Genomic DNA, 24006 nt, shown 5'->3' on the forward strand with positions numbered 1-24006 from the left:
GATGAGCCAGTTAGTGCAATTTATCGACGGTCAGTGGCTTGCCGGTGAAGGCAAGCCGTTCGAGTCACGGGATCCGGCCAAGAACGAGGTGATCTGGCAGGGGGCTGCCGCCAGTGCGGCGCAGGTCGATGCCGCCGTCAAGGCCGCCCGTGCCGCCTTCTACCACTGGGCGGATATGAGCCTTGAGGATCGTCTGGCCATAGTGCGCCGTTATGCCGACCTGCTCGGCGAGCAGAAAGAGGCGCTGGCCCTGACAATCGCCCGCGAAACCGGCAAACCGCTGTGGGAGACCCGCACCGAAGTGGCCGCCATGCAGGGCAAGATTGCCATCTCCATCCGTGCGCACGACGAGCGTACCGGCACCGTTGAAAATGCCATGCCGGGCGCCAAGGCGTTTGTCCGTCACAAGCCCCACGGTGTGGTGGCGGTGTTCGGCCCCTACAACTTCCCGGGCCATCTGCCCAACGGCCATATAGTCCCGGCGCTGATTGCGGGTAATGCTGTGGTGTTCAAACCCTCCGAGCTGACCCCCATGGTGGCCGAGGCCATGGTCAAGGTATGGCAGGAGGCAGGATTGCCCAAGGGGGTGCTCAATCTGGTGCAAGGGGAGGTAGAGACTGGCAAGGCGCTGGCTGGCAATCCCGACATTGACGGCCTCTTCTTCACTGGTTCATCCCGCACCGGTCATTTCCTCCATCAGCAGTTTGCCGGTCAGCCGGGCAAAATTTTGGCGCTGGAGATGGGCGGCAACAACCCGCTAATCGTGAAAGACGTGAGCGACATCGACGGCGCCGTCCATGCCATCGTCCAGTCGGCGTTCATCACTTCCGGTCAGCGCTGTACTTGCTCGCGCCGCCTGTTTGTCGAGCGTGGCGAGCGGGGCGATGCGCTGGTCAATCGACTGATCGAGGTGGTCAGCCAGATCAAGGTCGGCCTCTATGACGCCGCCGAGCAGCCTTTCATGGGTTCGATGATTAGCGAGAAGGCTGCGATTGGCATGGTCGAGGCGCAAGCCAACCTGCAGCGCCTCGGTGGCGAGAGCCTGCTTACCCTCAAGCACCTGGAGGCGGGTACCGGCTTCGTCTCCCCGGGCATTATCGACGTGACGGCAGTCAAGGCGCTACCGGACGAAGAGTACTTCGGCCCGCTGCTGCAACTCATTCGTTACGATGATTTCGATGCTGCCATCGATCAGGGCAACGCCACCCGCTACGGTCTCTCGGCCGGTCTGCTGGGGGACAAGGAGGCGGACTGGCACCACTTCTTCAAGCGGATCCGCGCCGGCATCGTCAACTGGAACAAACCCATCACCGGCGCCTCCAGTGCCGCGCCGTTTGGTGGCATCGGCGCTTCCGGCAACCACAGAGCAAGCGCCTACTACGCGGCTGATTACTGTGCGTATCCGGTTGCCTCCGTCGAAGACAGCAAAGCCGCCATGCCGGATCAACTGTCGCCCGGCCTGCACTTCTGATAACGACACGGGGCATCCAGCGGTGCCCCCATCTGTACCCGCAATCAAAGGAAAGAGAGATGCAAAAGGATATCGACACCCTGTTCAGCCATCTGTGGGACAACTACATCAAGGTGACCCCGAGCGCCCTCAAGGTGCACACCCTGCTGGGTGGCGGCGAGCCCATCGTCAACGATCACGTGGCGTTTCGTACCTACAACCTGCCCAAGCTGGGGCTGGAGAAGCTGGCAGCCCACTTTCTGGCGCTCGGTTACGAGCAGAAGGGCGAGTATGTCTTCAAGGCCAAGAAGCTCTACGCCAAGCACTTCGAGCATACAGATCCGGACGCTCCCAAGGTGTTTATCAGCGAGCTGAAGGTCGAAGAGCTCTCTCCAGCTGCCCAGGCCATCATCCACAAGCTGGCGGATCAGGTGCCCGATCATCTGACCGATACCCCGGCATTTCTCTACACCGGCGCCCCCTGGCAGGTCTCCTATGCCGATTATCAGACTCTGCTGGCGGAGAGCGAGTACGCGGCATGGATGGCAGCATGGGGCTATCGTGCCAACCACTTCACGGTCAATATCAACAAGTTGAAGGATTTCGACACCATCCATCAGGTCAATGCTGCGCTCAAGGCGGCGGGTTTTGTGCTCAACAGCGTGGGTGGCGAGGTGAAAGGGGATCCGCAGGTGATGCTGGAGCAATCCTCCACCATGGCTGACAAAGCCGAGGTGCCGTTCAGCGATGGGGTACGTACCATCCCGAGCTGCTTCTACGAGTTTGCCCTGCGCTATCCGCAGGCCGATGGCGTGCTCTATCCGGGCTTCGTCGAGGCCTCGGCCGACAAAATTTTTGAGTCCACCAATGCCATGTAACAACGGGTGTTGGCCAAAGTGCCACTGTTCATGATGTGACATGACGACAGCCCCATATCGGGGCTGTCGTCATTTGCATATCTGGGGGATATCTAGGGTGCGGGGTAGAGAGCACCCAACACAGCCGGACGGCTGGCGCCGGTGACGGCGGGCAGGTTGCCGGGTTTGTGCTTGATAAAGCGCTCCGCCAGCCAGGCAAAGGCTGCGCCTTCCATCCAGTCGGGCGCAATGCCCAGTTCGGCGGTGCTGGCGATGCGCCATGCAGGCAGCAGGCTGGCCAACTCCTTCAGCAAGGGGGCGTTATGGGCACCGCCGCCGCAGACAAACAGCTCGGCTTTCGGCTGGCTGGCACCGACTGATTCGGGCCGGGCGGGCAGTTGGCGGGCGATGCTGTGGCAGGTGAGCGCCTGCAGGGTGCGCTGCACATCCACGGGGGCGTATGAAGTGCCTGCCAGCTCCCCATCGAGCCAATCGAGGGTAAACATCTCCCGTCCGGTGCTCTTGGGGGAGGGGGCGGCAAAGTAGGGGTGAGCCAGCAGTTTCTCCAGCAGGGCAGGGATGGGCTTGCCGCTGGCGGCCCATTTGCCACCGGCGTCATAGTTGCCGCCGTGGGGCTGATGGCGGCGATACCAGCCATCGAGCAGGGTGTTGGCCGGGCCGGTATCAAAACCATATACCCCGCCCGGATTGCCCGGCAGCACCGAGATATTGGCGATGCCGCCGAGGTTCAGTACCACTCGCAGGGCGCCGGGTTTGGCAAACAGCGCCTGATGGAAGGCGGGCACCAGCGGCGCCCCCTGACCACCGAGGGCCATATCCATGGTGCGAAAATCGGCGATAACGTCGATGCCGGTTAGCGCCGCTAGCAGGGCGGCGTTGCCGATCTGCAGGGTGAAGCCAAGCTGGGGGCGGTGGCGGATGGTCTGGCCGTGGCTGCCGATGGCGCGAATATCGGCGGGCGTGAGGCCCGTCTTGGCCAGCAGGGCGTGGGTGGCGGCGGCAAATTCGCGCGCCACCAGATTGTCGGCCACCCCCATGCGATCGATCTCGTTGTCGCTAGGGGTACAGAGCTCATGCAGCTCGTGGGCGGTGGGCCAGGGGTGGCTGAGGGCCGCCTCGACCCGCAGTTGATCCCCGTCGATCACCACCAGCACGGCGTCAATACCGTCCATGCTGGTGCCTGACATCAATCCGATATAGCGTTCAGCCATTGGCTCTCCTCACTCGCTGGTCGGGATAGTCCGCTTCCCGACACCGATGCAGCATGGCGCCGAGCCATGCGCAGGCAAAATAAAAAGGGCTGACGGGGCTGCTACCCCGCCAGCCCTGATGGCTTAGTTGCCGCGGCTATCCCGCTTGTTCTGGGCCAGCTGCAGCTCGGGGCTGTCGAGCTTGGCCAGTTGCGGCATCGCCAGCTTTTTGAAGTTGGCCAGCTCGCGTCCGCTCAGGGTCTCTGCCTGCGGCAGGGTGAGGGTGCGCGGGTTCTTGTGAATGCCGCCCACCACGAATTCGTAGTGCAGGTGCGGGCCGGTGACGCGGCCGGTGCCACCCAGAGTGCCGATGGTCTGCCCCTGCTTCACCCGCTGTCCCTTGTTGACGGTGCGTTTGGAGAGGTGCAGGTACTTGGTCACATAGTTGCCGGCATGCTTGATAAAGACGTAGTTGCCGTTGAACTGGTTGTAGCCCGCCGCCACCACGTTGCCGGAGCCCGCCGCCATGATGGGGGTGCCCACCGGCGCCACATAGTCGATGCCGTTGTGGGGGCGGATCTTGCCGGTCACCGGATGGAGGCGGCGCGGGTTGAAGTTGGAGCTGATGTATTTGAAGTTGACCGGCGCACGCAGGAAGCTCTTGCGCATGGCTTTGCCTTCCGGGGTGTAGTAGTTGCCATCTTCATTGAGCACGGCGCGGTAGGCAGTGCCCTGGTTGACGAACTCGGCGGCCAGAATATCGCCGGAGGCGACCCGCTCGTCGTCGCGGAACTTGTCTTCATAGACCACCCGGAAGCTGTCCCCCGGCTGCAAGTCCTGGGCAAAGTCGATGTCCCAGCCGAAGATGGCGGCCAAGTCCATGATCTGATCTTCGGTCATCCCCGCATCCACCGCCGCGCCCCAGAAGCTGGAGCGGATCTCCCCCTTGCTCACCTGTTCGCGGGTGTCGAGGGCGATCTTGACGTTGCGGGCGACAAAGGTCTCCTCCTTGCGGCTCACCTTGAGCGCCTGCTCCAGACTGTGGGGGTAATAGAGGCTGTGCAGCTCGCCGTTCTCGGTGAGCGTGAAGGTGAGCTCCTGCCCCGGTTGCAGCATCCGCAGGGGATCGCTGCCCTCGAGCTGGTCGATCAGGTGCAGATCCGTGGTGCTCAGGCCAATGCGCTGGAAGATCACCCCCATGTTGTCGCCACGGCGCACCTTCACCTGCTTGGTGATATAGCGCGGCTTGGGCGGGGTAACGGGCTGGGCGGCCTCGGCTGGCAGCTCGTTGTTTAGCGCGTTGTCGTTGGCCGGTTCCCGCAGGGCAATTTCGTTGCCGTTTTCATCGACCCGTGTTGCTACTGCCTGTTCGCTGGGCCAGGCCGCCAGCATCATGATCATGATGCTCAAGATCAGCACCATCTTGCGGTGCCAGTGGGGGAGTGCGTTGAAGGCGTGCCAAATAACCATGAGAAGCAGATGAAGTCGGGCAGAATGGACGGATTTTACAGCCTTTCCAATTGGCCCGCCATTCCAGTAATATGTTTGGCCCTGTGGAATCGTGATGGAGAGTCAAAAAATGTCCCAGCTCGAGGTGGCGCTAGCCGAGATCAAGCGCGGAGCGGAAGAAATTCTGGTTGAAGAAGAACTTGTCGCCAAGTTGAAGGAAGGGCGCCCGCTGCGCATCAAGTTGGGTATGGACCCGACTGCCCCTGACATTCACCTGGGTCATACCGTGATCCTCAACAAGCTGAAGACCTTCCAGGATCTGGGCCATGAAGTGATCCTGCTGATCGGTGACTTCACTGCCATGGTGGGTGACCCCTCCGGCAAGAACGCCACCCGTCCGCCGCTCTCCGAAGAGGCCATCAAGCACAACGCCCTCACCTATGCCGAGCAGGCGTTCAAGATCCTCGACCCGGCCAAGACTCGCATCGAGTACAACTCGACCTGGCTGAGCGAGCTGGGTGCGACCGGCATGATCAAGCTGGCGGCCAAGCAGACCGTGGCACGCATGATGGAGCGCGACGACTTCAAAAAGCGCTACACCGGCGGCCAATCCATCGCGATTCACGAATTCCTCTATCCGCTGCTGCAAGGCTATGACTCGGTCGCGCTGAAGGCGGACGTTGAGCTCGGCGGTACCGACCAGAAGTTCAACCTGCTGATGGGCCGCGAGCTGCAAAAAGATGCCGGCATGGCGACCCAGTGCGTGCTGATGATGCCGCTGCTGGTGGGTCTGGATGGCGTCAAGAAGATGTCCAAATCCGCAGGCAACTACATCGGCGTTCACGACGCTCCGGGCGAGATGTTCGGCAAGATCATGTCCATCACCGACGATCTGATGTGGAACTACTACGAGCTGCTCTCCTTCCGTCCGCTGGCTGAAATCGAAGAGTTCAAGGCAGGCATCGCTGCCGGTACTCTCAACCCGCGCGACGTGAAGATCTGGCTGGCCAAAGAGATCATCGCCCGTTATCACGATGAAGCGGCGGCCGAAGCTGCCCACGAAGATTTCACCCAGCGTTTCTCCAAGAACGCCATTCCGGACGAGATGCCGGAAATCGAGCTGGCACTGGAAGGTGAAGGTCTGGCCATTGCCAACCTGCTGAAAGAGGCCGATCTGGTGGCCACCACCTCCGAAGCGCTGCGGATGATCAAGCAGGGGGCGGTCAAGGTGGATGGCGAGAAGCTGGAAGATGGCAAGGCACTCATCGGTGCCGGTACCGCCGTCTATCAGGTCGGCAAGCGCAAGTTTGCCCGGGTGACTGTCAAATAAGCAGCACCGTCAAATAAGCCGTCGCATCAGGCAAGCTGGTCATCAAACCGGTTCAAGCTTGTTCAACAGGGCCTCCTTCGGGAGGCCTTGTCGTATCTGGGCAGCACGGATCTGGGCGATAAAGTGCCGCAGCACGGCACTACCTGGGTGAGGCCGTGTCGCCAGACTGATGCTGGTCATCATGCCGTTGCCCTCAATGGGGTGATAACTGACCCCGAGCGGGCGCAGCGCCGCCACCGAGCTGGGCACCAGAGTTACGCCAAAGCCCGCCTGCACCATGCCGACGGTGGAGATCACCTGCGGGCATTCGGGCCCCAGTATCGGCTCGAAGCCCGCCTCCCGGCAGAGACCTACGATGCCGTCATAGAGCCCGGGCCCGATGGCGTGGGGAAACAGAATAAAACTCTCGTCCTTCAGGCTGGCCAGTGGCAAGGGGCCAGGCTTGGCTTTGGGGTGGCTGGTGGGCAGGGCGATCAGCAGCGGCTCCTGCTCGATAAGGTGATGGGCAAAGCCCTCGCTACCCCGGCAGGGCAGCCGCAAGATGGCGGCGTCCAGCCGATCGTTGCGTAGCGCCTCCACCAGTGCCGGCATGGTGCCCTCCTGCGGGCTGAGGGCCACCTCGGGGTAGCGCTCCCGATAGTCGTGCAGCAGGGTCAGCACCGCGGGATGGAGCACGGTGGAACCGGCAAAGCCGATCCGCAGTGCCCCCTGCTCGCCCCGGGCAATCCGCTTTACCTTCAGTTTTGCCGCATCGGCCAGCGCCAGGATCTGCGCCGCATCCCGATAGAGGCTCTCGCCCGCCTCGGTCAGCTCGACACTGCGGGTCAAACGGCGCAGCAGCGGGGTGCCCAAGGTCTCCTCCAGCTTGCGGATCTGCTGGCTCAGGGGCGGCTGGGCCATGTTGAGTGATTCGGCTGCGCGGGTGAAATTCTGCTTTTCAACAACGGCCATGAAGTAGCGGAGCGTACGAAGTTCCATATCGATTGAGTCTCAAAGTCATGGGATCAGCGTATTGGTGTTGAAATGTGAACCAAGTCACCATTGGATCCGAACGCTAACAGGATTCACGGTGGAGGTGAAACCCGAATGGAACATATTGCAACATCTGACAGTGCCGGGTGCAGCTGTGCCCTCGAAGTGAGCCAGCAGTTTTCTCGCTGGCGCAGGCAGCATGACGGTGGCGAGATCTACCAGAGTTCCCTGATGAGCGCCCTGCTGGCGGGGGTCTACGAAGGGGAGACCACCATGAGCGAGCTGCTGCGCCACGGCGACTTTGGCCTCGGCACCTTCAATCACCTCGATGGCGAGCTGATCGCCTTCGAGCGCCAGATCCACCAGTTGCGCTCCGATGGCTCGGCTCGGCCCGCCCGCGCCGATCAGAAGACCCCCTTTGCGGTGATGACCCATTTTCGCCCCTGTCTGGAGCGTCGTTTCGATCACCCCCTGAGCCGTGACGAGATCCACCAGTGGGTGGATCGGCTGGTGGGCTCCGACAACGTCTTCGTCGCCCTGCGCCTCGACGGCCAGTTTGAAACGGCCAAGGTTCGTACCGTGCCGCGTCAGGAGCCCCCCTATCGCCCCATGCTGGAGGCCATCGAGCAGCAGCCGCTGTTCCGCTTTGCCGCGGTAGCGGGGACTCTGGTGGGCTTTCGCTGCCCGCCGTTCGTGCAGGGGGTCAATGTGGCGGGCTTTCACGAACACATGATCACCGCCGATCGCAAGGGGGGCGGCCATCTGCTCGACTACACCATGGCCCACGGCACCCTGCGACTTTCGGTGGTGCGTCACCTCAATCTGGCCCTGCCATCGGATCCCGCTTTCCGGCAGGCCGACCTCACCCCCGCCGATCTCGATCGCGCCATTCAAGCCGCCGAAGGCTAATAGACAAGGAGCAATAACATGGAAAACAGACAGTGGAAGTGCGGTGCCGAGCTGGTGGTTCGTCATCTGGAGGCGCAAGGGGTCAAGCAGGTGTTCGGTATTCCTGGTGCCAAGATTGACCGGGTGTTCGATGCGCTGGAGGATTCCCCCATCGAGACCATAGTGGTGCGCCACGAGGCGAATGCCGCCTTTATGGCGGCCGCCGTGGGGCGCCTGACCGGCAAGGCGGGGGTGGCGCTGGTCACCTCGGGCCCCGGCTGCTCCAACCTCATTACCGGGTTGGCGACTGCCACCTCGGAGGGAGACCCCATGGTGGCGCTGGGCGGTGCAGTGCGCCGTGCCGATGGCCTCAAGCTCACTCATCAGAGCATGGATACGGTCAACCTCTGCCGTCCGGTCACCAAGTTCAGCGCCCAGGTCAACAGCGGGGCGGCGATCTCGGAAGTGATGGCCAACGCTTTTCGCGCCGCCGAGCTGGGACGGCCGGGGGCGGCGTTTGTCAGCCTGCCGATGGATATCATCAACAAGCCGGTGAAGGGCAATGTGCTGGTGCCTCGGGAAGTGCCGGAGCCGGGCTGTGCCGATGAACAGAATATGGAGCAGGCATTGACCCTGCTGCGCAACGCCCAGAATCCAGTGGTGCTGCTCGGCCTGATGGCGAGTCGGCCGGAGAATGCCGAGGCAGTGCGCGCCTTCCTCGACAAGGTGCGGCTGCCGGTGACCGGTACCTATCAGGCTGCCGGGGTGGTGGACAGCTGCCACTTCGATGACTTTGCCGGACGGGTGGGGCTCTTCAACAACCAGCCGGGGGATCAACTGCTGGCAGGGGCCGACCTGGTGATCTGCATCGGCTACAGCCCCATCGAGTACGACCCCGTGCTGTGGAATGGCGACCGGGAGCGGCGCATCCTCCATATCGACGTGCTGCCTGCCGATATCGACAGCAGCTACTGCCCGACCGCCGAGCTGGTGGGGTCGATCCGCGCCAACCTGTTGCAGCTGACCCGCATCATGGGCAATCCGAAAATCCGCCCCCCCGAGGTGGATCGGCTGCTGCAAGGGGTACGTCAGCAGCGGCTGCGACTGGCGATGCGGGCCGATGATATGCACGGCAATCCGGTTCACCCCTTGCGTATCGTGCGCGAGCTGCAGGATCTGGTGCGCGACGACATGACCCTCTGCGTCGACATGGGCAGCTTCCATATCTGGATTGCCCGCTACCTCTACAGCTTCCGCGCCCGTCAGGTGCTGATCTCCAACGGTCAGCAGACCATGGGGGTGGCACTGCCGTGGGCCATCGGCGCGGCGCTGGTAAGGCCGGGTGAGAGGGTGATCTCGGTATCGGGGGATGGCAGCTTTATGCAGTCGAGCATGGAGCTGGAGACGGCGGTGCGGCTCAAGAGCAATATCGTCCACATCATCTGGGTCGATAACGGCTACAACATGGTGGCGATGCAGGAGCAGCAGAAGTATTGTCGCACCTCTGGCGTCTCTTTTGGCCCCATCGACTTCAAACGCTATGCCGAATCGTTCGGGGCGGCCGGGTTTGCGGTGCGCTCGGCCGACGAGCTGCGCGCCACCCTGCGGGCCGCGCTGGCGGTGGAGGGGCCTGCTGTGGTGGCCATTCCGGTGGATTACTCCGACAACCCGGGGCTGATGGCCCAGCTCAGGCCAGAAGTATTGGCATAGTGTGGGCAGCAGTGCTGGCCTGAATCCTCGAGTAAGGGCAGGCAGACCCGCCCATATAGCAGAAACCGGCATCAGGGGATGCCGGTTTTTTATTGTTTTGCGGGATGGGTGGTCTTAACGGGCCAGCTGGACGGCGGCGCGTGCGCGGGCCGGTTGCGGGCGACGCTTGTTTTTTGGCGCGCAGGCCATCTTCAGGCGCAGCCACTCGCGCCACAGCAGCCAGCAGAGCGGCAGGGTGAGCAGCAGCACGGTCGCGGGCTGGGCCATCAGCACCCCATCACGACCCCACAGTTGTGGCAGCAGGAAGATGAGCGGCAGCAGCAACACGGTTTTGGCGATGGAGATGACCAGCGCCTGACGGGTACGCGCCATGGATTGCAGCAGCACTATGCCGAACATGATGATCCCCTCCAGCGGAATGGCGCCGAGGTTGAGGGTCAGGCTGCTGATGGCAGCGGCCAGCAGTTCGGGATCCTTGTCGCCGGTATAGAGCATGGCGACCTGCCCCGGCAGCAGCTGGATGGTGAGCCACACCAGCATGCCGTAGATAAAGGTGAACTTGAGCCCCATCTCCATGAGGTACTTGAGGTTGCGGTGGCGCTTGGCCCCCGCCGCTTTGCTGATGAGCGGCTGAATGCCGAACGCCAGCCCCTGCAGGATGACGATAAAGACCGCCTCGGTGTAACCGGCAACGGTAAAACCCGCCAGATCCTTCACATTGCCATACACCATCAGCTGGCTGTTGTGCAGCATCAGCAGCAGGCCGAGGTTGAACTGGGCAATCAGGCTCGGCAGGCCGGTAAAGAGCAGGTGCGGCATGGCGGGGAGGTTGGGCACCAGATCCCGCCAGCTGAGGCGCAGCCGCGCCCAGGGGGTAAAGAAGTAGCCAAGGCCGATCAGGCTCACCGCACCCTCTGCCATCAGGGTGGCTTGCGCAGTCCCGATCAATCCCAGCCCCAGCCGACCCACCATGATGTAGTTGAGGATGATATTGAGCACGGCGCCGCTGCTCACCAGCACCATGGCCAGTTTCGGGCGGCCATCGTTGCGCAGCAGATAGGGCACCGCCAGATTGCTGGCCAGCAGCAGGGTACCGCCGCCAATCCAGGTTAGGTAGTCGCTTGCCTGTTTCCAGGTCTCGGTGCCCTGTTCAATCCCCAGCCCCAGCAGGATATCGGTGTGGGTGTAATAGAGCAGCACCGGCGCAACGCCCCCGAGTCCGGCCAGCAGCCAGAGGGCGTTGACCAGCGCCTGACGGGCCAGCTTGTCGTTTTTCGCCCCTTGCTGGAAGGAGATGGCAGTGGCGGCCCCCATGCTGATCATGGCGGCCAGACCAATCAGCACCATGATGACCGGATAGACCAGGTTGATCCCGGCGAGGCCAGCGGCACCGACATAGTGGCCGACGAAGATGCCGTCGATGAGGTAGTAGGCCCCCGAGACCAGCATGGCAAGAATGGAGGGGAGGGCGTAAGCCCAGAAGCGACGGGTCATGGCCCGTTGCCGCAGTGTTAAATAGGCAGACATATCTGTTCTCTCGGGGAGTTCGATTATCGAACAGCTAGTCTAGATTAATACTTATTTGGTGATAATCAGGGTTTCACTTGATGAATTGCTGAGTATTACTCATTAATCCGGGGTTTTGGTAGTGGGCCTTGAGCATGTCGATCAGGATGCGCAGGCCGCTGCCCAGTTGATGCCGACTGGGATAGAAGAGGTAGAAGCCGGCAAAGGTGGGGCACCAGGGCTCCAGCACGGTGAGCAGTTTCCCTTCCGCGACTTTTTGGCTCACCTCCTCTTCCAGACAGTAGGCGAGCCCCAACCCAGCCTCGGCGGCGCCCAGATAGAGGGCCGGGGTGCTGGTGGTGAGCGGCCCGGTTACTTCGATCTCCAGCATGGTGCCGTCGGCGGCAAAGGCCCAGCGATAGTGATGGTGCGGAGTGAGGCGATAGCCGATGCAGGCGTGGCGGCTCAGCTCGCTCGGGTGCTCCGGCGTACCGTGCTCCGCCAGATAGGCCGGGGAGCCCACCACCAGATAACGCTGGGGCGGGCCGAGGGGGATGCCGATCATCTCCTTGGGCAGCAGATCGCCATAAAAGAGCGCGGCATCGTAACCATCTTCAATCAGCCGGGGCATCAGCTCCTGCTCCACCACCTCCACCTGCATCCGCGGATAACGGGCCAGATAGTCGATCAGCACAGGTGCCAGCAGGCTGTCGATGGCGCCGCGGGGGGCGCAGAGTTTGAGTCGACCCACCGGTTCATCGCTGTTGCGGGCTAGCTCGCAAAGCGCCTCTTCAAGAGTATTGAGGGTGGGGAGCAGCTGCTTGAGCAGCCGCTGGCCCGCTTCGGTCGGTACCACGGCGCGGGTGCTGCGGTTGAGCAGCCGCACCCCCAGACGGGCTTCCAGCCCCTTCAGGCTATGGCTGAGGGCGGAGGCGGAGACCCCGAGTTCGAGGGCGGCCTTGCTGAAACTGCGGTGACGGGCGACGGCGGCAAATACCGCCAGTTCGGCGAGATCGGTACGGGTAATGGTCATCATCAATCAACAAAAAGGCGTGAGTCACAAGGGTACGCCAAGGCCGTGCTGCACACAATCCGCGCTAAACGGGTGGCTTGTTGCAAATATGTAGCTGCTCGCAGGCCATTGATTCCAGTGAAACTAAGTTGAATTGTTAAAAAAAACTCACAATAAGGCGCTTTGAGTGTGATCTTGGTCGTCCGAAAGGCGACCAAAATCAAACTTTGGTTGATTAATTCAAAAAAACGCTGTGATTAATAAGGGCATTTAATTAAAGTCAGCCCATCAAGAGTGGCGCACGTTAATCGGTTGTTAAGTGAGACGGGCGCCGACCCTCAGGGTCAAAATCTCGCACTGTTGTTTGTTGCAATCCTGTTGTCACAAGGAGTGATGGCCAGGTTGCCGGGGGGCGAGAGGTTAATATCAAGGACGGACAGCAGGCGTTCCAGGGAGATGGAACCGGGCCAAGGCCCGACCAAACAAGAATCCCATTTTCCTAGATGACAGGAACAACGTATGTCTGACATGAATATTGCAGCTGATGGTCGTTTAGCCAGCAACACCTCCCGCGGCGTCAACAAGGCCGATGTGGTCTGGATGCTGGGTCTGTACGGTACCGCGATCGGTGCCGGTGTGCTCTTCCTGCCAATCAACGCCGGTGTAGGTGGTCTGTGGCCGCTGGTTGCCATGTTGATCCTGGCGCTGCCGCTGACTTTCTTTGCTCACCGTGGTCTGACCCGCTTCGTGCTGTCCGGCTCTACTCGTGATGGCGACATCACTGAAGTAGTAGAAGAGCACTTCGGCAAGACCGCAGGCAAATTCATCACCCTGCTCTACTTCTTTGCCATCTACCCGATCGTGCTGATGTATTCAGTCGCCATTACCAACACCGTCGAGAGCGTGATTGTTCACCAGCTGGGCATGTCTGCACCTCCCCGTGCCGTTCTGTCACTGGCCCTGATCCTCGGTCTGATGGCGGTTGTTCGTCTGGGCGGCCAGGTTATCGTCAAAGCGATGAGCGTGCTGGTATTCCCGTTCGTGCTCACCCTGATGGGTCTGGCGTTCTACCTGATCCCGCACTGGAACGGTGCCATCATCACTGAAGCTCCGGCCCTGTCCGACGCCTTCAACGGTGATTTCATCAAGACCCTGTGGCTGGCTATCCCGGTAATGGTGTTCTCCTTCAACCACTCCCCGATCATCTCCTCCTTCGCGGTGGACAACAAAGGTCGTTACGGTGAAGGTGCCGAGAAGAAGTGCAGCAACATCCTGCTGGGCGCCCACGTCATGATGGTGATGACCGTTATGTTCTTCGTATTCAGCTGCGTACTGAGCCTCTCCCCGGCTGACCTGGCTGCTGCCAAAGAACAGAACATCTCCATCCTGTCCTACCTGGCCAACCACTTCGATAACCCGGTTATCGGTACTGTGGCTCCGCTGATCGCCATGGTTGCCATCAGCAAATCCTTCCTGGGTCACTACCTGGGTGCGCAAGAGGGCATGAACGGCCTGATGGCCAAGGCGCTGCGCGAGAAGGGCAAGAACGTTGACACCAAGCAACTGAACAAAGTCACTGCCGTGTTCATGATCCTGACTACCTGGGCCATCGCCACCATCAACCCGAGCATCCTCGGCATGATTGAAGACCTGGGCGGCCCGATCATCGCAATGCTGCTGTTCCTGATGCCGATGTACGCCATCACCAAGGTTCCGGCCATGCGCAAATACGCTGGCAACATCAGCAACGGTTTCGTGACCATCATCGGCCTGATCGCCATGTCCGGTATCATCTACAAGCTGATTGCCTGATAACGTCGGTTACCAAGTTGAATGAAGAAGCCGCCTCGCAAGAGGCGGCTTTTTTATGGCCGGGATTCAGGATTGGGCATTGTCGATATTCTCCGACTGCCAGAGGGCGTAGCCCTTGCCGGAGGCCGTGGTGGGCAGATCAATCTGCATCAGGTCGTTGCCGATGACAAAGGGGCCCGAGTAGCGGGCACGCAGATCCTGCGCCAGATCTTTGACCCTGATCTTGCCGTTGAGGCCGATATGGCTGAACACGGTCAGCGCCGGTTTGGCTTCGTTCATTACCCGGGCCGCCTGCTCGGGGGAGGCGAGGTGACCGGCGATCGCCTTGTAGCCGGGGTTGGCCTTCATCTGCTCGGCAGAGGTCATGGAGACGCAGTGCACCAGCAGATCGGCCCCTTTGGCCTGCTTCACCACTTCGGGGCTGTAGCGGGTATCGCCGGAGAGCACCACGCTGTGGCCGTGATAGTCGATGCGATAGCCGAATGACGGCTTGATGTTGACCCCGTGGTCGTTGTCAAAGGCGGTTACCTTGACCCCGTCATGGTTGTAGACCACCCCGGCGGTGACCTCGTGGCTGTTGATCTCCACCCCGTCCAGAGGCGTTCCCTCATCCTTGACCCGGGTCGCGATGTCGGTGGCGTAGGCCTGCTGCAAGCCACGGGCGAGAGCTGTGGTGCCTTTGGGGCCGTAGAGTTCCATCGGCGCGTGGCGCTGGCCATAGGCCGGTTGTAGCCAGCCGGTCAGCCAGAGATCCGCCAGCCCGTTGGTGTGGTCTGAGTGAAAGTGGGTAAGGAAGAAGGCGTTGACCCGGCCGATGGGGATATGCAGCTGCCACAGGCGAGTGGCGGAGTTGCGGCCAAAATCGAACACCAGCTTCTGGTTGCCCGCCTCGACCAGAGTGCTGTAGCCGCCCCGGCTGATCTGGGGCACCGGAGTGCCGGTGCCGAGCAGGCTGACCCGAAAGATATCGGGCCGGGCTTGAGTTGCTGAGGCAGGGGCATGGTCGTGGTTGCTGATAAAGCTGCTCTCGGCAGCCTGACTGGCGCCGCTCGCCAGTAGACCGACCAGCAGGGCGGCCAGATAGGTGCTTTTCATGGGAATTTATCCTGTGGGGGAGGGATGGCATCACTGTATTGGTAACTAAAAGTTGAATAAATTGGCTAAAATCCATTTCTTACTAAACTTTTGGTTGTGAATCAGGGCCCTGGTCGCGGGCCAAACGGCCTTGAAACGGGCAAAAAGGAGGGGTTGTGGACCGATTGACCAGCATGCGTATCTTCATCCGGGTGGTGGATCTCGGCTCCTACAGCGCGGTGGCGAGCGAAGAGGGGATCAGCGCCCAGATGGTGGGCAAGCATGTGCTGGGACTGGAGCAGTGGCTGGGGGGCAAGCTGTTTCACAAGACCACCCGCCAGCAGACCCTGACAGAGCTGGGCCAGCTTTTTCTCGCTCGCTGCCAGCGGGTACTGGAGGAGCTGGCACTGACCGAGTCGCTCACCCAGAACCTGCTGGCCGAGCCGGCCGGACGGCTGCGCATCGCCGCTCCCCTCAGCTTTGGCCACCACCGGCTGGTGCCGCTGCTGCCCGCTTTTCTCGACCGCTACCCCAAGCTGGATCTGGATCTGCAGCTCACCCCCCGCTGGGTCGATCTGGTGGAGGAGGGATTCGATGCCGCCATTCGCACCCTGCGCCCGCAGGATGAGGCATTCATTGCCCGTCCGCTGCTGACCCAGCACTACCGTCTCTGCGCGGCCCCCGACTACCTCAATCGCCACGGCGTACCCCGTCATCCGGCCGATCTCGCTCGCCACCAGTGCCTGCACGGCAACTGGGGGGAGCACGAGCGCTGGCAGTTTGTCGGGGGCGATGGTCAGAGCGAGGAGGTGCGGGTAGCCTCGCGCCTGCGCATCAATCACTGGCCAGCCTTGTTGACGGCTGCGCTCTCGGGGGCTGGCATCACCTTGCAGCCCGCCGAACAGGTGCGTGAGCATATCGCTGCGGGGCGTCTGCTGCCGCTGCTTGGTCGCTATCAGAGCCCGGCCAAGACCCTCTACTTCATCTATCCGGCGGCGCGGCGGCAGGTGCTCAAGATCACCCTGCTGGGGGATTTTCTGGCCGAATCTCTGCAAGCTGAGTCCGAGCCTGAATAAAAGGCTGCATATTTTCGCCGCCACGCTTAACCATCGTGCTTAACAAAGGGGCGGAGCAGGCCTAACATGGCGGGATGTTTTTCTAGTCGGGACAAAAGGATATGTCTGGGTTGAAAAAGGATCTCGGGCTCTGGCAGGGGATGGGGCTGCTCGCCACCTCGCTGCTCGGCACCGGGATCTTCGTGGTACCGGCGACTGCCGCCTCGCTGGCGGGCGGGGCCTCGCTCTGGGCCTGGTTGCTGCTGATTGCGCTGGTGCTGCCCATCGCCTTTACCTTCGCTCGCCTCGGCCGTCGCTATCCCCATGCGGGCGGCGCGCCGCACCTGATTGGCCTCGCCTTTGGCAACGGCGCCGAGCGCTTCTCCGCCTTCCTGTTTCTGGCGGTGCTGCCGGTGGGGCTGCCTGCCGCCCTGATGATTGCCGCCGGCTTCTGGCACGCCCTGTTCGAGATGGGGGAGTGGACCCTCTGGGCCATCCAGCTGCTGACCCTGCTCGGGGTATTCCTGCTGGGGCTGCGCGGGGCGCGCTCCTCCGGCAATCTGCAACTGCTGATTGCGCTCGCCATTTTGGGGCTCACCCTGCTGATCTGGTTCAAGGGGGAGGTGAGCTGGCGCGATGCGGCACGGCCGCTGCCGAGCGCGGATGAGTGGCCTCCTATGGCCACTGCGCTGGCGGTGATGTTCTGGTGTTTCGTCGGGCTGGAAGCCTTCGCCCATATGGGTGAGGAGTTCAAGCGGCCGGAGCGGGACTACCCCATCGCCCTGCTCGGCGGGGTGCTGCTGGCGGGGCTTATCTACTGGGTGCACTCGCTGGTGGTGCTCAAATATGGCCTCTACGGCGATGAGGCGAAAAACGCCACCGCCATCCCCTCCCTGCTGGCGCTGCTGTTCGGCCCCACCGCCAAGTGGCTGGTGGCGGTGCTCGGCTACCTCTCCTGTTTTGCCAGCATCAACATCTACATTCAGGGTTTTGCCCGGCTGATCTGGAGCATGGCGCGGGAAGGCAAGTTGCCCCCCTCGCTGGCCGTGCTCACCGCGCGCGGCGCGCCGCTGCGGGCGCTCGGTCTGGTGCTTGCCATCTGCCTGCTCTGCATCACCCTCATCATCTGGTTGCGACTGCCGCTCGATGAGCTGATCCGCTACGCCAACGGCAACTTCGTGCTGGTCTACCTGCTCTGCATGGCGGCGGGCTGGCGTCTGCTTGGCGGGGTGGGCAAGGGGCTGGCGGGGGTGAGCGTGCTGCTCTGTGCTCTGGTGCTGGTGGCGCTCGCCACTCAGGTGCTCTATGCGGTGGTGCTGAGTCTTGGCTACGGCGGCTTCTCGTTGTGGCGGCGTCATCTGCGCCGCAGTCGTCAGCAGGATGCGCTCCCGCTGGCGAAGTAACGTCTCCCCGATGGTCGAAGAAATGAGAAAGCCCTGATGTTCAGGGCTTTTTGATTGCGGCATATGGGATGTTCATATGAATACCAGTTGGCACGCTATTTGCTGAAAAGTGCGGTGTCGGATCAACTCAACGGCGATTTATAGCCAAAAAAAGTGGGATCCAGCTCCCGTTTTGCTTAAAGTGATCCCTTCCGATCCCGGTGGTCGGAATGCCCGCAAGGATGCCCTTCAGACGTAAACAGGATGGCCTGGCCAGACTGACTCTCAGAGATGTGATTGCTTCGGTTCTCTTTTTATCTGTCACCTGTGGTGATAGCGCCTTGTTCCGTTCAGTCAGCCCGGGTTTTGCGTCTCTCTCATCGTGCATTGTCACCATCTGCAGCGAGTGAATCATGAGCGAATCGGTTTTTGAGATCCACGACTGGACCCTGAGCGTTGACGACAACATGTTGTGTCGCCCCGACCGCGAGGTCTACCTCGAACCCAGACTGGTCAATCTGTTGCGGTTTCTTGCCCATAATGCCGGCACCGTGTTTGGCCGCGATGCCCTGATCAACGAGGTGTGGGATGGCGCCGAGGTGACCGATCAGGTTGTGACCCAGTCCATCTTCGAACTGCGCAAGATCCTCAAAGATGGTCGCACCGATGCGACCGACTATATCGTCACCGTACCCAAGCGCGGCTACAAGCTGGTGGCACCGGTGCGGCCGCTGCAGGTGGTTTCCGTGGTGATGGCGGACGAGCAACCCGTGCCCGCGGTCAATACCGCTCTCTCCGACAACCCGACGCTCTCCGATCTGAGCCCGCCCGCGGCTGATCAAGATGATGATGCACAGCCCAATGTCGCCCCTTTTCCCGCCGGGCCCCTGACCCGCGCCATCTCCACCCATGCCAAGGATGCTCGCAGCCGCTGGAAGATGGTGAGTTTCGATATCTTCGTTGCCATCGTGCTGATCGCTATTGTCAGCATGCTCAGCTACCAGCACACCAGTCCCCAGGTGCATGCCATGCTGGATCCCAATCTGCTGGTGTTCCGCTTCCACTCCGGCATGGATGACAACAACGAGAACGTGCGCCTCGCCGATGGCATTACCCGAGCCCTGATGGGGGAGGTGGCGGTGGCTACGCCGCTGCGGGTGCAGTACGGTGCCACCACTCTGATGGGGGGCATCATGCCTGGCAAGGAGCTGAGTGTGCGGGTCACCCGCCAGCCGCGCGGCACCTATCTCGATCTGGAGTATCGCAATATCAACACCAACCGGGTGCTGTTCAGCCATCAGTACCAGCTCAGTCGCCACAGTGTGCACGGCGTGTTGCAGGCGAGCAGCCAGGATCTGCTGCGCGCCCTCGACCAACCCGATGCCGAGCCGGGGATGGGCTGGCCGACCGATGATGCCTCCCTGATGGCGATGATGGAGGCGCAGTACTACATCAACAGCCGGGATCCGGTCGCCCTCAAGCGCGGCATCGATCTACTGGAGCAGGCGCTGATTGCCCATCCGGATCAGCCGCTGCTGTTGGCGGAGCGCTATCTGGCGGGCGAGGCGCTGGCCACCCTGGCGGGCAAATCCGAGAGCGAGCGGTTGCAGGGGATTGGCACCCATCTCGCCAGCGTGGTGCAAAACAGCGGCGCCCTGCCAGCCCGGGTGTGGGAGGCGTTGACCCTGCAGGCGATCCTCAACGGCCAGCAACAGCAGGCCAACTATCTGCTGGAGAAGGCGGCGAGTCGCGGCCGCTCGGTGCTCTATTACATACTGCAGGGCAAGCTGGCGGAGCTGGACGGTCGTCCCGAGGCGGCGGGGGATGCCTACAGTCAGGCCTTCCTGATGGAGGCGACCGAGCAGACCTATCTGCTCTGCCAGCAGCTCGGTTTCTACAGCAATATGGAGAGCCTCACTCCGGCTCTGTTCAATGCGCTGGGCCAGAGCAAGGTGAAGCTCTTCTAACACCGCAGTGTTGGTTTTCCCCCGGTCGGCGCGGTTGCCGACCTCATCCACAGGCTGCCTTCGGGCGGCCTGTGCGGTTTCTGCTTGTCTCAATCCTGCTTCTTTGCCACTGGGGATAGTCGCTCTGGTGCGGCCCGATTTATCCCCCGCAGCTCCCCACTTGCCTTTGTCTTGCCCGCGGCATTCGCGGCACTCGCGTTTGTTCGGCTTCACGCCGCGCACACAGCTTGTGACATCTGCTCATGGTTGGCGGCGGGATAAGCTGTCCGTCACGACCCATTTCTCATTGCTGACCGGTTATCGCCGTTGTGCTTTACCTCTGAGTTTGGATTGTGATGAGCCGAGCGAAGGGGAAAGCAGGAGGTGAGCGGCCACTCAGGGTGATGGTCAGCTGGGCGTTCGGATGGTTACAAGGGGAGGGGGCGCAATGGGAGCTGCTTTATCCCGGGTTTATCTGGCCAAAAATATCAAGACGGCGAGATAAGGGGGTTATCAAGGGGCAAGAATGGGGCAGAAGGATATCAAGGTTTTATCAAGACGGCTGTGTAATGTGATGTCAATGTACTGTTTTTAAATGGTTTTTATCAAAAGTGACGAGGCGGCGAAAAAAGTTGTCTCATATTTTTATCCGTTAGCTGGTCTTTATGTTTTCCGGGGATGAGAGGCCTAGTCTGTGCCCATTCTTTGGCGGGGCGTTCCGCCAAATGTGTATGTGACGACCCGACCTTTTATAGAACCGGAGATCTTATGTCCCTCGATACGAGCAAGAAGATTGGCCTTATCGCCTGTACAGGTGTGGTGGCCGGCAACATGATGGGGAGTGGCATCGCGCTGCTGCCTTCGGCACTGGCCACCATCGGCTCCATCTCTGTCTTTAGCTGGGCAATCTGTCTGGTAGGCGCCATGGGCCTCGCCTTCGTCTTCGCCCGCCTTGCTACCAAGAACCCGCAAGAGGGTGGCCCCATTGCTTACGCTGGCGAGATCTCTCCGGTGTTCGGTTTCCAGACCGGTGTGCTTTATTACCACGCCAACTGGATCGGTAACCTGGCAATCGCCATTACCGGCGTCTCCTACCTCTCGGTCTTCTTCCCCATTCTCAATAGCCCAATTCCGGCCGCCGCAGCCACCATCGCTGCCGTCTGGATCTTCACCTTCGTCAACCTGCTTGGCGGTAGCTGGGTGAGCCGACTCTGTACCCTGGGTCTGGTGCTGATCCTGCTGCCGGTTGTCGGTACTGCGGTGATGGGCTGGGGTCATTTTGATGCCACTGTCTACAGCCAGAACTGGAATACCACCAGCGGCAGCGATCTGCATGCGGTCATCAGCGCCGTGCTGATCTGCCTCTGGTCCTTCGTCGGTGTTGAATCTGCCGCCGTCTCTTCCGGCATGGTGAAGAACCCCAAGCGCACCGTACCGCTCGCTACCATGCTGGGTACCGGTATCGCGGGTGTTATCTACATCCTCTCTACCCAGGTGATCAGCGGCATGTTCCCGGCCGGTGAAGTGGCTGCTTCCGGCGCCCCGTTTGCCATGGCCTCTTCCGCCATCTTCGGTAGCTGGTCTGCACCATTCGTCTCTGCCTTCACCGCCCTGGCCTGCTTCACCTCGCTCGGTTCCTGGATGATGCTGGTGGGCGAGGCGGGCAAGCGTGCCGCCAACGACGGCAACTTCCCGAAAATCTACGGTGAAGTGGACAAGAACGGCGTGGCCAAGAAGGGTCTGATCCTGGGCTCCCTCAAGATGACTGCCCTGATGGTTGGCCTGACCGCCTTCACATCCCAGTCCGCCCACGCTGCCGATCTCTTCAACGTGCTGACCACAGATGCGGTGCTGCTGACCATGCTGCCCTACTTCTACTCCAGCATTAACCTGATCCGCTTTGAGGGCATGACCTCCCGCAGCATCGGCGCCATGATCTTCTCCGGTGTGGCCTGTGTCTTCTGTCTGGTGGCCCTGATGGGTGCCAAGGGTTCCAACCTTACCGCTACCTTCGTGGTGTCGCTCATCATCCTGATGTTCTACGCCAAAAAACAGGGTCTGCGTCAGCACGACGCCCTGCTGAGCGAACAGCCCAGCAACTAATTCCCCCTTTTATCTTCCGAGCGCTCTTCACTCACCATCCCTGATGGAGAGCGCCCCTTTACGTGTGGAGCATTACGATGAATATCATTGCCATCCTCAACCACCTGGGCGTTTTCTTTAAAGAAGAACCCATTCGCCAGCTGCAAGCCTCCCTCGAGCGCAAGGGTTTCGAGGTTGTTTATCCGGTCGATGTGGCCGACCTGCTGAAACTGATCGAGAAGAACCCCCGCGTTTGCGGCGCCATCTTCGATTGGGACAAATACTCTCTGGGCCTGTGCAAGGAGATCCACGATCGCAACGAGAAGCTGCCGATCTTCGCCTTTGCCAACGACCAGTCCACTCTGGACATTCACCTGACCGACCTGCGTCTGAACGTGCACTTCTTCGAGTACCGTCTTGGCATGGCCGATGACATCGCCCTCAAGATGGGTCAGGCCACTCAGGAGTATCAGGACGCCATCCTGCCGCCGTTCACCAAGGCACTGTTCAAGTATGTAGAAGAGGGTAAATACACCTTCTGTACTCCGGGTCACATGGGCGGTACCGCCTTCCAGATGAGCCCGGCCGGCAGCATCTTCTATGACTTCTACGGCCCGAACGCGTTCAAGGCTGACGTATCCATCTCCATGCCGGAGCTGGGCTCCCTGCTGGATCACTCAGGTCCGCACAAGGAAGCCGAAGAGTACATCGCCCGTACCTTCAACGCCGATCGCTCCTACATCGTTACCAACGGCACCTCCACTGCCAACAAGATCGTCGGCATGTACTCAGCGCCGGCCGGCAGCACTGTGCTGGTTGACCGCAACTGCCACAAGTCGCTCACTCACCTGATGATGATGAACGACGTGACGCCGATCTACTTCCGTCCGACCCGCAACGCCTACGGCATTCTGGGTGGTATCCCGCAGAGCGAATTCAGCCGTGATACCATCGCTGCCAAGGTTGCCGCGACACCGGGTGCTCAGGCTCCCCGTTACGCCGTGGTCACCAACTCCACCTATGATGGCCTGCTCTACAACACCGGCTTCATCAAGGAAGCGCTGGATACTCCGTACATCCATTTCGACAGTGCCTGGGTGCCTTACACCAACTTCAGCCCGATCTATGAAGGCAAGTGCGGCATGAGCGGCGAAGCCATGCCGGGCAAGGTGTTCTACGAAACCCAGTCCACCCACAAGCTGCTGGCGGCCTTCTCCCAGGCCTCGATGATCCACATCAAGGGTGACGTGGAGGAAGAGACCTTCAACGAAGCCTTCATGATGCACACCTCCACCTCGCCGCAGTACGGCATCGTGGCCTCTACCGAGATCTCTGCTGCCATGATGCGTGGCAACACCGGCAAGCGTCTGATCAAGGACTCCATCGATCGCGCCATCTCCTTCCGCAAAGAGATCAAGCGTCTGCGTGATCAGAGCGAAGGCTGGTTCTTCGACGTATGGCAGCCGGACAACATCGACACCGTCGAGTGCTGGAAGCTGGATCCGAAAGATGACTGGCACGGCTTCAAGGACATCGATGACAACCACATGTACCTGGATCCGATCAAGGTTACCCTGCTGACTCCGGGTATGGGTCGTGATGGCCAGCTGCTGGAGAAGGGCATCCCTGCCTCTCTGGTCTCCAAGTTCCTGGACGAGCGCGGCATCGTGGTCGAGAAGACCGGCCCTTACAACATGCTGTTCCTCTTCTCCATCGGTATCGATCAGTCCAAGGCGATGCAACTGCTGCGCGCCCTGACCGAGTTCAAGCGTGGTTATGACCTTAACCTGACCATCAAGAACATCCTGCCGAGCCTCTATCGTGAAGACCCGAGCTTCTACGAAGGGATGCGCATTCAGGAGTTGGCCCAGAGCATCCACGATCTGACCTGCAAGTACCGTCTGCCGGAGCTGATGTTCAAGGCGTTCGATGTGCTGCCGGAGATGAAGATGACCCCGCATGCTGCATGGCAGCAAGAGCTGGCGGGCAATCTGGAAGAGGTGCCGTTGCGTGACATGGTTGACCGCATCAGCGCCAACATGATCCTGCCGTACCCGCCGGGAGTTCCGTTGGTACTACCGGGCGAGATGGTGACCCAGGATTCTCTGCCGGTGCTCGAGTTCCTCGAGATGCTGTGCGAGATCGGTGCCCACTACCCGGGCTTCGAGACCGACATCCACGGCCTCTATCGTCAGGCCGATGGCAGCTACACCGTCAAGGTGCTGCGTTAATCGACAGTGACAACAGTCGAAAGTGACAACAACGGGCCG

General features: G+C 61.0%; 17 protein-coding genes. 11 read left to right on the forward strand and 6 right to left on the reverse strand.

Annotation, left to right across the window (positions count from 1 at the left end):
- Position 1: 1 nt before the first annotated feature.
- Positions 2–1471 (forward strand): succinylglutamate-semialdehyde dehydrogenase, encoded by a 1470-nt coding sequence (gene astD / locus G5332_RS07110; protein ID WP_058059213.1) that lies wholly within the window; start codon positions 2–4, stop codon positions 1469–1471.
- A gap of 59 nt (positions 1472–1530) precedes the next feature.
- Positions 1531–2328, forward strand: coding sequence for a DUF1338 domain-containing protein (locus tag G5332_RS07115; protein ID WP_058055651.1), 798 nt, complete (start codon positions 1531–1533; stop codon positions 2326–2328).
- Positions 2329–2420: 92 nt separating this feature from the next.
- Here G5332_RS07115 and G5332_RS07120 read toward each other — a convergent pair whose 3' ends face one another.
- Positions 2421–3539, reverse strand: coding sequence for an anhydro-N-acetylmuramic acid kinase (locus G5332_RS07120; RefSeq protein ID WP_227342114.1), 1119 nt, complete (start codon positions 3537–3539; stop codon positions 2421–2423).
- 123 nt (positions 3540–3662) lie between these two features.
- Complete coding sequence (locus G5332_RS07125) at positions 3663–4988, reverse strand: peptidoglycan DD-metalloendopeptidase family protein (protein ID WP_157161227.1); 1326 nt, start codon at positions 4986–4988, stop codon at positions 3663–3665.
- Between the two features lie 109 nt (positions 4989–5097).
- Here G5332_RS07125 and tyrS point away from each other — a divergent pair, with 109 nt between their 5' ends.
- Positions 5098–6297, forward strand: a complete 1200-nt coding sequence (gene tyrS, locus G5332_RS07130; RefSeq protein ID WP_005347884.1) for a tyrosine--tRNA ligase — start codon at positions 5098–5100, stop codon at positions 6295–6297.
- Positions 6298–6339: 42 nt separating this feature from the next.
- Here the strand turns inward: tyrS and G5332_RS07135 are convergent, their stop codons facing one another.
- Positions 6340–7275: a LysR family transcriptional regulator gene (locus G5332_RS07135; RefSeq protein WP_124929994.1), complete on the reverse strand. Its 936-nt coding sequence runs from the start codon at positions 7273–7275 to the stop codon at positions 6340–6342.
- Positions 7276–7383: 108 nt separating this feature from the next.
- Here G5332_RS07135 and budA point away from each other — a divergent pair, with 108 nt between their 5' ends.
- Together budA and alsS are read left to right on the forward strand one after the other, a co-directional pair.
- On the forward strand, positions 7384–8178 hold the full coding sequence (budA, locus tag G5332_RS07140; protein ID WP_227342115.1) for an acetolactate decarboxylase: 795 nt from the start codon (positions 7384–7386) through the stop codon (positions 8176–8178).
- An 18-nt stretch (positions 8179–8196) separates the two neighbouring features.
- A complete protein-coding gene (alsS, locus tag G5332_RS07145) occupies positions 8197–9867 on the forward strand; it encodes an acetolactate synthase AlsS (protein WP_227342117.1) in 1671 nt (556 codons plus the stop codon).
- 114 nt (positions 9868–9981) lie between these two features.
- Here alsS and G5332_RS07150 read toward each other — a convergent pair whose 3' ends face one another.
- Together G5332_RS07150 and G5332_RS07155 are read right to left on the reverse strand one after the other, a co-directional pair.
- Complete coding sequence (locus G5332_RS07150; protein WP_076492884.1) at positions 9982–11394, reverse strand: MATE family efflux transporter; 1413 nt, start codon at positions 11392–11394, stop codon at positions 9982–9984.
- Positions 11395–11467: 73 nt separating this feature from the next.
- Positions 11468–12406, reverse strand: a complete 939-nt coding sequence (locus G5332_RS07155) for a LysR family transcriptional regulator (RefSeq protein WP_064338523.1) — start codon at positions 12404–12406, stop codon at positions 11468–11470.
- Positions 12407–12904: 498 nt separating this feature from the next.
- On the opposite strand from G5332_RS07155, the gene G5332_RS07160 reads away from it, so the two are divergent.
- Positions 12905–14197 carry an HAAAP family serine/threonine permease gene (locus G5332_RS07160; protein WP_005338498.1) on the forward strand — a complete coding sequence of 431 codons (1293 nt, stop codon included), beginning with the start codon at positions 12905–12907 and terminating at the stop codon, positions 14195–14197.
- Between the two features lie 66 nt (positions 14198–14263).
- Here the strand turns inward: G5332_RS07160 and G5332_RS07165 are convergent, their stop codons facing one another.
- Entirely contained in the window at positions 14264–15292 is a 1029-nt protein-coding gene (locus tag G5332_RS07165) for an MBL fold metallo-hydrolase (RefSeq protein ID WP_216949498.1), read from the reverse strand.
- A 155-nt stretch (positions 15293–15447) separates the two neighbouring features.
- On the opposite strand from G5332_RS07165, the gene G5332_RS07170 reads away from it, so the two are divergent.
- From G5332_RS07170 to G5332_RS07190, 5 genes are all read left to right on the forward strand, one after another.
- Entirely contained in the window at positions 15448–16347 is a 900-nt protein-coding gene (locus tag G5332_RS07170; RefSeq protein WP_227342119.1) for a LysR family transcriptional regulator, read from the forward strand.
- A 101-nt stretch (positions 16348–16448) separates the two neighbouring features.
- Positions 16449–17729, forward strand: a complete 1281-nt coding sequence (gene yjeH / locus G5332_RS07175; protein ID WP_158111217.1) for an L-methionine/branched-chain amino acid transporter — start codon at positions 16449–16451, stop codon at positions 17727–17729.
- 392 nt (positions 17730–18121) lie between these two features.
- A complete protein-coding gene (gene cadC, locus G5332_RS07180; protein ID WP_158111218.1) occupies positions 18122–19675 on the forward strand; it encodes a lysine decarboxylation/transport transcriptional activator CadC in 1554 nt (517 codons plus the stop codon).
- 747 nt (positions 19676–20422) lie between these two features.
- Positions 20423–21757: a cadaverine/lysine antiporter gene (gene cadB / locus G5332_RS07185; protein ID WP_005338486.1), complete on the forward strand. Its 1335-nt coding sequence runs from the start codon at positions 20423–20425 to the stop codon at positions 21755–21757.
- Positions 21758–21834: 77 nt separating this feature from the next.
- Positions 21835–23967, forward strand: a complete 2133-nt coding sequence (locus G5332_RS07190) for a lysine decarboxylase CadA (RefSeq protein ID WP_236347354.1) — start codon at positions 21835–21837, stop codon at positions 23965–23967.
- Positions 23968–24006: the final 39 nt, after the last annotated feature.

Origin of the sequence: Aeromonas sp. 603757, assembly GCF_049171255.1 — a bacterium.
Classification (GTDB): Bacteria; Pseudomonadota; Gammaproteobacteria; order Enterobacterales; family Aeromonadaceae; genus Aeromonas; species Aeromonas veronii_A.